We start from the raw sequence: 13,075 nt of genomic DNA, 5'->3' as shown, positions 1-13,075 counted from the left end.
GGCCGGTTTCGCGCCGCGCGGAAGCCCTTCGCGGGAGTTATCCACAGGACCGGATCGAGCGCGTCGACCGAGCCGTCGTTCCGGTATCGTCATGCGTAACGAAAGGGTAACGGGGGCATCTTGAGCGAGAATGGCGACGGCGCGCGCGACGAGGCGCGGGGGGACGACGAGCCCCGGGAACCGGCCGAAGCCGCCGAGGGCGCGGCGGGCGGGCCGGACGGGCGCGCCCGCGAGGACGCCGCGCCGGGGACGTCCGAGGAGCCGGGGGACGGCGAGGTGGCGGGCGAGTCCGCGTCCTCGTCCGAGTCCGGGGAGGAGCCGCCGAGCGCGTCGGAACCCGCGGAGCCGGACGAACCGGATGAACCGGACGCGACGCAGATCGATGTCGCAGCTGTGGAGGACGCGACAGAGGTCGACGTCGCGACTGCGGAAGACGCGCCGGAACCCGACGCCGTCGCAGAGCCCGAGACCACGTCCGTCGATCCGCCTGAAGGCCCTCCCGTCGCCGAGGGCGACGAGCAGTCCCCCGCCACGTCACTCGACGAGCCCACCAGCGCCTACACGCCCTTCCTTGACGACGAGGAAGCGGGCGAGGCCGCGGAAGAGGCGCCGAAGGACGAGACCGAAGTTTCCGAAGTTTCCGACGCCGAGGAGCCCGCGTCCGGCGATCCGACGCGCGCCTACCCGATCGTCTCCGACGAGCCCGGCCTCGACGCGACCCCGTCCGACGAAGCCCTCGCCGACGCCACCCTCGCGGCGGAGAGCGTCCCCGACGCCACCCTTGCCGCAGAAGGCGTCTCCGACGCCACCCTGGTCTCGGAAGGCATCTCCGACGCGACCCTCGCCGCCGAGGCCGTCTCCGACAAGCCGGACGATCTCTACGCGCCCTTCCTCGAAGACTCCGCCGGGGCCGCCGCCGACGCCGAGCCCGACGACGCCACCCGCGTCGACAACGCCCAGGTCACCCGGATCGACACGCCCCTGCCCGTCATCGCCGACGACGGCGACGGCCCCGCCGACCCGGGCCCGCCCTCGTCGTCGTCAGCCTCCCCGCAGCCCGGCATTCCGCGCAAACGCGGCAGATGGCTGCGCAGGCTGAGCTGGAGCGTCCTGGTCCTGCTCGGGCTCGGCGTGATCGCGTTCGCCGTCGCCTACAAGCTCACCCCGGTCCCCGAGACCCAGCAGCTCAGCGCGCGCGAGCAGCTCAACGTCTTCTACTACTCCGACGGCAAGACGGTCATCGTCGAGGAGGGCACGAACCGGCGCCCCGTCGATCTGTCGGAGATCTCCCAGCCCGTCCAGCAGGCCGTCATCTCGGCCGAGAACCGGAGTTTCCGGACTGACCCAGGCGTCTCCTTCAGCGGGACGTTCCGGGCGATCTGGTCGACCGTCACAGGCAAGCAGGTACAGGGCGGATCGACCATCACCCAGCAGATGGTCCGCAACTACTACAGCGGCCTCAGCCAGGAGCGGTCGATCGTCCGCAAGCTGAAGGAGGTGATGGTGTCGCTGAAGGTGAGCCAGTCCAAGGACAAGGACTGGATCATGCAGCAGTACCTCAACACCATCTACTTCGGCAGGCAGAGCTACGGCATCCAGGCCGCCGCGCAGTCCTACTTCAAGGTCGACGCCAAGGACCTCACCGTCGAGCAGAGCGCGTTCCTCGCCGCGGCGATCCAGCAGCCGACGCCGTTCAGCAAGGTCACCAAGGACAACCGCGCGGCCGTCGAACAGCGCTGGCGTTACGTGCTCAACGGCATGGTCGAGGGCGGCGACGTCACCCAGGCCGAGGCGAGCGCCATGGAGTTCCCCGTTCCCGTCAAGGAGCAGCAGAAGAACATCTACAAGGGCCAGATCGGCTACATGGTCAACATCGCCAAGAAGGAGCTGGCCGAGCAGCGCGGCATCGACGACGAGGACCTCGCGCTCGGCGGCCTGCGCATCGTCACCACGTTCCGCAAGCCGCTCATGGACGCCGCGGTCAAGGCCGTCAAGGACAACGTCCCGGCGGACATGCCCAAGGAGCAGCGCGTCGGCCTGACGTCGGTCGACCCGTCGAACGGCGAGGTCGTCGCGATGTACGGCGGACGCGACTACCTCAAGGAGGCGATGAGCAGCTCGTTCGGGCTCAAGGCGCAGGCCGGCTCCGGCTTCAAGCCCTTCGCGCTCGCCGCCGCGCTCGAATCCGGCGTCCGGCTGTCAGACACCTACAGCGGCGCGGCCCCGCTCATCTCCAACGGCACCCCCATCAAGAACTCCTCGGGGCGCAGCTACGGCTATCTGAACCTCGTCCAGATGACGCGCGACTCCACGAACACCGCGTACGTCAGGCTCGCCGAGGAGGTCGGCCTGGACAAGGTGACGAAGATGGCCGAGAGCCTCGGCATCCCCGAGTCACAGCTGACCGCCAACGACGCGAACAAGTACCCGAGCTTCGTCCTCGGCACCTCCGACGTCAGCCCGGCCCAGCAGGCCGGCGCGTACGCGGCGTTCGCGAACGACGGCATCTGGTACAAACCGCACGTCATCAAGTCCATCACCAACCGCAAGGGCGTCGAGCGCAAGGTGAAGGTCGAGGGCGTCCGGGTGATGAGCAAGGACACCGCCGCCGACGCCACCTACGCGATGGAACAGGTCGTCAACAGCGGCACCGCCACCGCGGCGAGCCTCTACGACCGCGACGCGGCGGGCAAGACCGGCACCACCGACGGCGGCGCGGCAGTCTGGTTCAACGGGTACATCCCGCAGCTGTCCACGTCGGTCGGCATCTTCCAGAGCAAGAACCTGTCGAAGCCGCTCGACCTGTCCCCGTACTCCGCTTACGGCGGCGTGCTGCCCGCGATGGTCTGGCGGCAGTTCATGGCCGAGGCGACGTCGGGGATGGAAGTGAAGTCGTTCCCCGACCCCGTCACCTACGACTACACGCCGCAGTACCAGTACAACCCGGACGACGACACCCCCACCGGCACCGGCGGGCCGAGCACCGGCACCCCCACCGACGACGGCGGAGACGGCGGCGAGCCGACCGGCGAGACCCCGCAGGAGCCTGACCCGGGCGGCGAGCCCGGCCAGGGCGAGGACCCCGGTGACGGCGGAGACGGCGGTGACGGCGGCGGCGGGAACGGCGGCGAGCCGGAGCCGGAACCCGGCCAGCAGCCCGAGGACTTCGCCGGGCCGCCATGACTTCGGGGCGGCCGCGACGGTGACGTCGCGGCCGCCCGTCCCGTCACGCGCAGGCCGCGCCGAGCTTCGCCGGCTGGTCGCGCACGAGCGCGCTGAGCTGCGCGACGTCGCCCTTGTCGGCGAGCGCCGGACCCGCCTCACGCCACGAGGCGGCAAGGCCCTTGAGCGCGGTGGTGAGTTCCGCGTCGTCGGACTTGTTCGCGAGGCCGTCGAGCGTCCCGGCGAAATCCGTGACGGCCTTCGACCACGCGGCGTTGTCGTTCGGCGGCAGCGTCTTCAGCTGCGCCTCGAGCCCGTCGATGGCCGTCTGCGTCTCCTCGCACACCTCAGCCCGGTTGCCGAGCAGCCCGTCGACGACCGAGCACCCAGGCACCGCCGCCACCGCGACGAGCACGACAGCCAAGACCCCGCGTAGCATGCGACCCCCTCTGCGAAATGTTTCCCGAACGCCCACATGATCCCGGAAACGCAGGTCCGCCGCGAGGCTCCCGACGAGGTCGTCGCGGCGAGGCCGCAGGCCCCCGGACAGAGGGGAGGAGCGGCGCGCACTCCGGTAGCGTAAGGGGGTCCGCAGGACGTCTGAGGAGTTGCATAACGTGGCCGACGAATGGCAGCCCGCGACCGAGCTGGAGATGCGCCTTGCCGGTGCGCTCGGCGACCCGGAGCGCTACTTCCGGTTGCTCGCCGACGCCGAGGTGGTCGTCCCGCTCGCGCCGGAGACGGCGGGGCACGTGCTCGCCGAAGCCGTCCAGCCGACCTGGCCGACGCAGGAGCTCGACGACCGCACCCACGTGCTCGTCTACACCTCGCCCGAGGCGATGCGCGCCAAGCTCGGCGCGGCGTTCCGCCACCACCTGCGGCTGAAGCTCACCGACGTCGCCGCCGCGTGGCCCGAGCCGCGCTGGTGGCTCGCGGTCGACGCCGGGCTGACGATCCAGGCGCTGCTGCCGTCGTGGCTGCTGCGTCAGCTGACCGAGGGCGACCCGCGTCCGTTCGTGCTCGGCTCCGGCACGCCCGCGCTCCCGTCGGCGCGTGAGCCGCGCGGCATCGCCGCCCCGGACCCGACCCGCACCCTCCCGCCGGGCCGCCCCCCGCGCGGCGTCTTCCCCGACGGCACCGACGCCTCCCCGATGGAGACCTTCCACGACGGCTCCACCGGCCGCCACGCCTCCCCCTCCACCCCCGGCACCGAAATCCGCTACGGCCTAGGCCCGGCCACACCCCCCGTCAACGGCACCCGCCCTCCCGCCGCCGACGGCCTCTTCGCCCCTGCCCCCCGCCACGGCACCAACCCCCCCGACTCCCCCGTAGCCCCCACCCCCACCCGCCCCCACCTCTTCACCCCCTCCGACGAAACCACCACCGACCTCCCCCCCATCCCCCCCCAAACCCCCACCTCCTTCGGCCACCCCACCCAACCCCCCAACACCCCGGACCCGTCAGCGCAGGCCCCGTCCGCCCAGGACCCCAGCGCCCAGGTCCCGTCCTCGCAGGACCCCAGCGCCCAAGTCCCGCCCACCCAGGCCACGCCCACCCAGGCCACGCCCGCCCAGGCCACGCCCGCCCAGGGCAAGTCCGCGCAGCAGCCTCTGCCCTCCCAGGGCTTGTCCCCGCAGGGTCTGCCCACCCAGACGACTCCCGCCCAGGCCCCGCCCACCCAAGCCGCGCCAACTCACGGCATCCCCTCCCCGGACCCGGCCGTCCAAGGCCCATCCGCGCAGAACTTGTCCGCCCAGGCGACGCCCACCCAGGCCCCGTCCACCCAGGCCCCGTCCACCCACGAGACGCCCACCCAGGCCGCGCCCACTCACGGCACCCCCTCCCCAGGCCCGGCCGCCCAAGGCCCACTCGCGCAGGACCCATCCGCCCAGGCGACGCCCACCCAGGCCCAAGGCGCCCCCGCCCAGGGCCTGCCCGCACAGGGCACCCCCGCTCAGGACATCTCCCCCACAGAGCCGTCCCTCCACGGCACCCTCTCCGCTCCCCACCCCCCAAGCCTCTTCACCCCCACCCAACCCCCCTCAGCAGCCCCACAAACCAGCACCACACCCCCACCCGGCCAGGGCACCCCCGCCTCAGCCCCCCAGGGCACCCCGGACACCCCGGCCCCTCAGGGCACCCCCGCCCTCCCCCTCACCCCACCGTCTCCCACCTCGGCAGTCGCAGGCACGGACACCCCGCAGCCGCACGAACCCAACGCGGCCACCCCTCCGTTCACCCATGCCTCCGCCCCGACGCTTCCCGGCCCGGACATCCCGCAGCCGCAGGAACCCGGCGCAAGCACTCAGACGCCCGCGACAACGCCCCCCACCCAGGCGATCCCCACCACGCCCCACGAACCCAACGCGTCCGCACCCCTGCCCAGCCTGACCTCCCCCACCCCGGCACTTCCAGGCACAGGCATCCCCCAGGCACCCGGCGCGAGCATTCCCCCCCTCACCCCGCCCTCCCCTGCCCACAGCACCCCAAGCGAAGACACTCCCCCACCCCCCTCCGACCAGGCGCTCCCCAACACCACCACCCCCCACCCCCAACACTCCACCGCGGACACCCCCCTCCCCGGCAGCTCCCCCACCCCCCAACTCAACCCCGGCGCGCCCTTCCCACAGAGCCAGGAACCCACCACAAACACCCCACCCCCCACCGCCCACGCCACCCCCACCCCAGGCGTCCTCCCCTTCAGCCAGCCACCCACAGGCACCCCCGGCTCACCCACCCCCCAAGAGCCCAGCACAGGCACCCCACCCACCCCAACAACCGCCCACCCCCACGGCACCCCCACCACAGGCATCCCGCACCTCCCCGGCACAGCCGTCCCCCCGTTGCCCCCACTTCCTGGCACGCACGTCCCGCAGGAATCCGGCGCAGCCAACCCCCCACTCAGCCCCACCACCCCCGCCCACGACGCCCCCACCACGGCCGTCCCACAAGAGCCGGTCCCCGGCATCCCCCTCTTCACCCAACCCCACACCCAGCCCACCTCCTCCACCCCCACCCCCCAGGCCCAAGAGCCCAGCACGGACACCCCTCCCTTCACCCCAACCACCCACGGCGATCCCAGCACAGGCACGCCACAGGGCCAGGAACTCGGCGCGGCCACTCCGCCCCTCAACCCAACCGCCCACGCCCACGCCGATCCCGGCGCGGCCGGCCCGCAGGGCCAGGAGTCCGCCGCAGACGCCCCGCCGCTCAACCCGGCCGCCCACGCGCACGGCACCGGCAACCCGCAGGGCCAAGAGCCCAGCGCGAGTGCACCGCCCTTCACCCCGATCGCCCACGGCGATCCCGGCACAGGGACGCCGCAGGGCCAGGAACTCGGCGCGGCCACTCCGCCGCTCAACCCGACCGCCCACGCGCACGGCGCACTCGGCGCGGGCGGCCCACAGGGCCTGGAGCCCGGTGCGGGCGCTTTCCCCTTCAGCCAGACCACCGGCGAGCAGGTCGCCCCCGACGTAAGCGTCCCGCAGGGTTTCGGCGCGGCCACTCTCCCGCCCGGTCAGGACCCCGCTCCCCAAAAAACTCCCGATCCCCGCGCAGCACAGGGCCTGGAGCCCAGCGTCGGAACTCCCGTTCCCAGCCCAATCGCCGAGGGCAACATCAGCACGCGTACGCCGCTCCCCCTGGAGCCGGGCACTCCGGGCGCAGGTACGCCGCTACCGCTACCCCCGGAGCCAAGTGCTCCGAGTGCAGGCATGCCGCTGCCCGTGGAGCCAGGTGCTCCGGGTGCTCCGGGTGCTCCGGGTGCTCCGGGTGCTCCGGGTGCGGGAATACCACTGCCCCAGGAGCCGGGTGCCCCGGGCGCGGTCCCGCACCTCCCGGGTCCCGTCGGGCCGGGTACGCAAGACACCACAAAGGGCGAGGTTCCCGATATTCCTGGCATTCCCGGCGCGGGAACGCAGCCGCACGGGCTCGCGTCAAGCGCCCAGGAGATCGTCGGCCTGAACGCGTCCCCTCAGGACCCGAGCCCCGAGACCCCGCACACTCCCCCCGCAGGCATTTCGCCACAAAGCCCCCAAGGCCAGGGCACACCCGGCGTTTTCCGCCACGTCCAGCCCCTCGACGCCCCGGGCACGAACAGCACAGAAACACAGCAGACCACCGCGAGCCCTGCCGAACGCGGCCTCCTCGGACCCACTCCCGGCACAAGCACGCCACAGACCCCCACAAACCCAGCCGAGAGCAGCCTTCACGGACCCGTTCCAGGCGCACACGGCACAAACACCTCACAGACCACCCCGAACCCGACCGAAAGCGGCCTTCACAGACCCCTTCCGGACACACACGGCACGAGCGCGTCACAGACCGCCATGAACCCGATTGAAACCGGGCTTCACGGGCCTCTTCCGGGCACACCGGCACACGACGCCCTCGGCGCGGCATCCCCGCACCCCGGCGCAACCGGCCAGAGCCCCGACGCGACCGCCTCCCAGCCCCGGCAGGGCCACGAGACCATCGACCAAGCGGCCCCCGCCCAGCCAACGCAGAGCCACAACACCATCAGCCAGCACCCTGGCACCACGGCCGCCCAGCCAGCCCAGACACCCGGCACCGCCGACCAGCACACCGACCCGACCCCCTCCCGGCCGACGCAGGGACCCGGCACCGTCGAACAGCACCCTGGCAGCACGGCCGCCCAGCCAGCTCAGACACCCGGCACCATCGGCCAGCACACCGATCCGGCCTCCGCCCAGCCGACTCAGGGCCTCGGCGCCGTCGGACAACACTCGGGCACCGCCCCCGCCCAGCCGGTCCAGACGCCCGACACCGTCGGCCAGCACGTTGACCCGAGCTCCGTCCGGTCAGCGCAAGGGCACGACGCCGTCGGGCAGGCCGCTGACGCCGCCGAGGCGGCGCGGGGAGGGCAGGGGCGTGACGGCGTCGGACTAGGTGACGCGGCACAGGTCGGGCAGGAACACGACAAACTCCCCCAGCGTGGGCATTCGGGTCGGGGGGCGCAGGGGGGCGACGGCGTCGGGCAGGGGGGTCAGGCGACGGCTCAGCCCTCGCAGGGGGCCGGTGACGCCGGGAGCGAGGGTCCGGGCGAGGCGGGCTCGGATGTTGACGAGTGGGCGCCGATGGGGCGGCGTGATGTGGCGCGGTACGCGCAGCCCGTTTCCGATGGGACCGGGAAGGGCGCGGACGTGCCCGTGGCGGGCGTGGAGCGGCCCGAGGACGTCGTCGTCACCGGCATGCCGAGCCTCGACGACCTGCGCGCCGCACAGGCCGAACTCGCCTCCGACATTCCGAACGATCCGAACAACACGCTCCTCGACGGCCCGCAGAACCGGCCCGCGAGAGCCGACGAGACCATGGTCGACATGGCCCCGATCGACCCCTCCGGGCCACCCCCGCGCGCGCGCTTCCTCCCCGCCAACCCGGTGGAGACGGAACTCGTAAGGGCGGCCGACGAGGAGTCCCTCGTCCTCGCGCTCGCCAACGCCGACCTGCTCCTTCCGGTCCCGCCCGGAACCGACCCGACCTCGCGTCCGAGTCGTCCCGGTTTCCCGTGGACACCGGGGGACATCGCGGGTACACCGGCCGTGCCGGCGTTCACCTCGCCCGAGCGGCTGCACGACGTGATCGGCCGGGTCGAGTTCGTCAGGGTGCCGTTCGCGCTCGTCGCACGGCACTGGCCCGACCCCGCGTGGACACTCGCCATCAATCCGGACACTCCGGTCGCCGCGACGATGGCCGGCGCGCAGCTCCCGCTGGTCTCCGCGGTCGTCGACGAGGCCAACGGCCGGCGCGCCGAGGGTTTCGCGCCGCAGAACGAGCTCGAGGAGCGCATGCGCGACGCGGCGGCGCACGGCGACACCGAGGCGCTGCTCGCGCTACTGGCGTCCGCACAGGTGATGATTCCGGCAGATCCGGACACCCCGTGGGGGGCGCGTCCCGGCGATCCGGACTTTCCGTGGCGTCCCATACCGGTCAAGGGCGAACCGGCGGTTCTCGCGTTCACGTCGCCGCGCTGGATGCACGAGTCCGTCGGCCAGTCCCGGTTCGTCATGCCGGACTTCCGCGACCTCGCAGCGAACTGGCCGGAGCAGGGCTGGTCCCTTGTCCTCGACCCGGGCACCCCGATAGCGCTGACCGTACCCGGCGACGCCTTGCGCGCGTCGGTAGCGCCCGTACAGACGCCTCGCCCTGTACCCGCCTCCTTCGAGCCGGGTAACCGCATCGACAAGGACCTCGACGAAGCGGTCCTCGCAGGAGACACCGACGACTTCCTGCGCGTAACGCTCGCCGCTGAAGTCCTCGTCCCGATCCCGGAATCCGCCGGGGACATCCTTCCCGAACACCCCGATTTCGACTGGTCGGCAGCGCTGTCGTCCACGCCGCCCGTGCCCGGCACGTCGGTGCGGGTCTTCACGTCGCTGCTGCGGATGCAGGAGACGGTCGGCGACGTCAGGTGCGTCGCCGTCGCGTTCACCGACCTCATCGCGCACTGGCGGCGGCCCGACTGGACGCTGCACCTCAACCCGGGCAGCCGCATCGGCGCGTCGCTCACCGGTCCGCAGGTGCGCGAGCTGCACGACTGGGCGGTGTCGGTCGGGCTGCGTCCCGCTGATCCCGCCGCGCCCGCCGCCGTGGTCCCGGAGCCCGCTCCTGAGCCCGAGCCCTCCGAGCCGGTGACGCCGCCGCGAAGGCTCGAGCGTCAGGGCGGGCCGAAGGTGACCGTCATGCAGAAGGTGCTTCCGCACGCGCAGGTCGGTTGGTATCTGGAACAGGGTTACGACCGCGTCGGCGGGTTCGTGCATCCGCTCGCCGACTGCGTGGAGCTCCTTACGCCCACGCAGCTGTATGAAGCCCTGGGGCTCCTGTACGCCGACTCGCCTTTCCAGCCGTCCGACGAGTCCGTACACGTGCTGCGTTGGCCCGTCTACTGCGAGGACCTGTACCGCGTCCCCTTCGGCGGACGTACGGAGGACGACCTTCAGGCGTGGGGAGACTCCGGCTGGGTGGTCGAGCACTCCCCCTTCACCGGTGACGGCTTCGCCGCGGGCTCGGCCGGGACCATACGCGAGTACAAGACGGACAGCGCAAGGCTCCCGTCAGGTACCGAGCTGTACCTACTGGGCGCAGACAAGTCCGCGAAGCTCGTCGCCGTATACGACGCCGACGTGCTCGCCTGGACGCGTCCGCAGAACGAGGAGACAGGCAAGTGATCCGGGACGGCTACGTAGCGGTGTGGAAGGGCTCCGAGTACGAGGCGAGTCCCGCGTTGAACGGCGAGGTACGCCTCTACACCACGCAGCCCGCCGACGGCTTCGTGGAGACCCGCCAAGGACGTCACCGTAGGAGCGTCCCGGTAGGCGAGCTCGAGCAACTCCGCTATGTACGCACCGCGTGCAAGTGGCGGGGGGAGCGTTTCATCGTCGTCGGCGAGCACGAGACCTGGCTTCGGGTCGAGTACACGGGCGGCCGCTCGACGGTCGCAGAACGGCTCGGCCTCGACCGGATCGACCACGGCGTCTGGCAGACGTGGGCGCCGCGCGCGGAGGTGGAAGAACTCCACGAAGAGTTCATCTAATGCTGAGTCAGACATAGGACGACGACTCGGGCATCCGATAGATTCAGAGGACCCGCTCATGTTGTGATGTGACGGCAACGGGCGGAGAACTCGTGACATGGGAGGTCCGGGGTCGTGCACCCGCAAGCGCGCATCGGAACGGCCCTGGCGGCCGCAGCTTTCGTCCTGACCGCCGCACCGGCGCTCGCCGACGAGACGGCCGACCCGTCACCGGGGCCGTCGCCCACCGAGACGGCGAGCGCCACGCCGACGCCGACGACCCCGTCGACGACGAAGGCCCCTGGCGACGACGAAGAGCCCACGCAGGCCCCGACCCAGGACGCCCCCGCCCCGGTCCTGTACATCGCGCTGACGCTCCCCCAGGCCACGCTGGAGCCCGGTGACGACGTCACCGCGACCGTGCACGTCTACGCCACCCAGGCCGTCGCCCCGGCCGCCAAGCTCGCGCTGAGCGTCACCGGCGGCATCAACCTGACCCCGACGTGCACCCTCGCCGCCGGCGTGTGCAACCTCGGCCAGGTCGACGCGGCCGGCGAGTTCATCCCGGTGCGCCTGTCGGTGCCCGCGAACGCCGCGACGGGCCAGGTCAGCCTCACCACCACCGCGAGCGCCACCGGCGCGGCCGAGCGGACCGTCGTGCACCTGCTGCGCGTCGCCGACGAGCCGGTCGCGAGCCCGTCGCCCAGCCAGACGACGACTCCGACGCCCACGCCGAGCACGTCAGCGCCGAGTCCCAGTGCGACGCCGAGCGTGTCCGTACCGCCCGTCGCCCCTGCGCCCGCTACGTCGACCACTAGCGCGGTCCCGCCTTACGTGCCGGAGAGCACCCCCGACCCGTCCGGAGGGGCCGCTCCCGGCGTGCTGCCGGAGGTCGCGTCCCAGGCGCAGCCGTACACGATGACGGTCTCTGCCATCAAGCCGGACCCGTCAGCCGACCCGCTGCTCACCTCGCTCGTGCGCGCGCAGGCGGCCTGGCTCGGCGTCCTGTTCGTGCTCGTAGGACTGCTGTTCGCACGCGTCCGCCGTACGCCGGCCACCGCGCGCGGTACGCACCGGCGTCCCGGACGCGGCAGGTTCGCCCGCTGAGCCTCGGTACGCCGTCGGAAAAAGCCGCGATCTTCTCGCCCCGAACGCGAACATAACGCCTACGGCCATAGCATTTCCCAATGCGGACACGTAGCCGGATAGCCGGAGTGAGCAAGCCGGTGATCCGGTACGTCCTGATTCTCGCCGTTCTGGCGCTCGCGGTGTCGCACTACACGGTCTGGCCGCCCGACACCATGCTCATGCTGACGCTGCTGGTGTGCGCGGGCCTCGGCCAGTTCCGCGCGTTCACCCGTCACCTCGTGCCGTTCATCGTGCTGTTCGCGCTGTACTCGGTCGCCAGCAGTGTCGCCGACGACATCAACCCGAACGTCCACTACCTCCCGATGGCCCACTTCGACGAGTGGCTCGGAGGCGGACGGCTGCCTACCAGCCACCTCCAGGACCTTCTCTGGAACGGCCACGTGCGCTGGTACGACTACTACTTCTACGTCCTGTACACCGCGCACTTCGTAGCGCCGGTCGTACTGGCTCTGTTCCTTTGGAAGCGCCGGGGACAGCTGTACTGGAGCTACCTGGCGAGCCTCGGCCTACTGTCGCTGTCGGCGTTCCTCACCTACGTGCTCTTCCCGGCTGCTCCCCCCTGGATGTCGTCCTCCTACGGCTACATCGAGCCCATACACCGGGTCTCCTACGACATCTGGACGGCCGTCGGCATAGACAGCCCGGACACCCTTTACAGCAAGCTGTCGCCCAACCTCGTCGCCGCCGTCCCGTCCCTTCACTCGGCGTTCCCCCTCCTCATCTTCCTGTTCCTCGTACGCAGCTTCGGCCTACGTCGCGTCTGGTGGGCCGCCCTCTACCCCGTCTCCATGTGGGTCGGCGTCGTCTACCTGGGCGAGCACTATGTCTTCGACGTCCTGTGCGCCATCGCCTACACCGCCGCGGCCGCCACCATAGGCACCGCCCTCGCCAGGCGCTTCACCCCCCGCCTCCCCTCCCCCGACGGCACCACCCCCAAGGCCCCGTCCGCAGCCCCTCCCAAGGTCGCCGAGGTCCCCACCCTGACCCGCACCTCCCCCGCCGAAGCCCCCCAAGACTGACGCGGAAGGGCCCCGCCGCGACGGCCGCGGCGGGGCCCCTGATTCTCTGTGTGATGGTGTTACATCAGGTCACGGTGCTCGTCCGGCTCACCGTGCGGGTCCTGCGCCTCAGGAGAGCGCTGGTCGCGCTTCCCCTGCGACTGCTGCTGCTGGTCCCGACCCCTCTGCTGCTGGTCACGGCCGCGCTGCGGCTGCTGGCTCCCGGGCGCCTGCG

Annotated in this window: 6 protein-coding genes; 5 read left to right on the top strand and 1 reads right to left on the bottom strand. The window is 71.8% G+C overall.

What is annotated here, in order from left to right; translation table 11 throughout:
* The first annotated feature begins 120 nt into the window (after positions 1-120).
* Positions 121-3,183, top strand: coding sequence for a transglycosylase domain-containing protein (locus R9X44_RS23970; RefSeq protein WP_319816508.1), 3,063 nt, complete (start codon positions 121-123; stop codon positions 3,181-3,183).
* 43 nt (positions 3,184-3,226) lie between these two features.
* Here R9X44_RS23970 and R9X44_RS23965 read toward each other — a convergent pair whose 3' ends face one another.
* Positions 3,227-3,601, bottom strand: coding sequence for a hypothetical protein (locus tag R9X44_RS23965; RefSeq protein WP_319816507.1), 375 nt, complete (start codon positions 3,599-3,601; stop codon positions 3,227-3,229).
* A gap of 178 nt (positions 3,602-3,779) precedes the next feature.
* On the opposite strand from R9X44_RS23965, the gene R9X44_RS23960 reads away from it, so the two are divergent.
* From R9X44_RS23960 to R9X44_RS23945, 4 genes are all read left to right on the top strand, one after another.
* Positions 3,780-10,349, top strand: a complete 6,570-nt coding sequence (locus tag R9X44_RS23960; RefSeq protein ID WP_319816506.1) for an SseB family protein — start codon at positions 3,780-3,782, stop codon at positions 10,347-10,349.
* Positions 10,346-10,714: a hypothetical protein gene (locus R9X44_RS23955; RefSeq protein WP_319816505.1), complete on the top strand. Its 369-nt coding sequence runs from the start codon at positions 10,346-10,348 to the stop codon at positions 10,712-10,714. Before R9X44_RS23960 ends, R9X44_RS23955 begins: the two co-directional genes overlap by 4 nt.
* 114 nt (positions 10,715-10,828) lie before the next feature.
* Positions 10,829-11,800 (top strand): hypothetical protein, encoded by a 972-nt coding sequence (locus R9X44_RS23950; protein WP_319816504.1) that lies wholly within the window; start codon positions 10,829-10,831, stop codon positions 11,798-11,800.
* 80 nt (positions 11,801-11,880) lie between these two features.
* A complete protein-coding gene (locus R9X44_RS23945; protein ID WP_319816503.1) occupies positions 11,881-12,861 on the top strand; it encodes a phosphatase PAP2 family protein in 981 nt (326 codons plus the stop codon).
* The last annotated feature ends 214 nt before the right edge of the window (positions 12,862-13,075 follow it).

Source organism: Actinocorallia sp. A-T 12471 (assembly GCF_033875155.1).
GTDB lineage: Bacteria > Actinomycetota > Actinomycetes > Streptosporangiales > Streptosporangiaceae > Actinocorallia.
The sequence above is the reverse complement of the archived record's forward strand: the minus strand, read 5'-3'. Positions and strand labels throughout refer to the sequence as shown.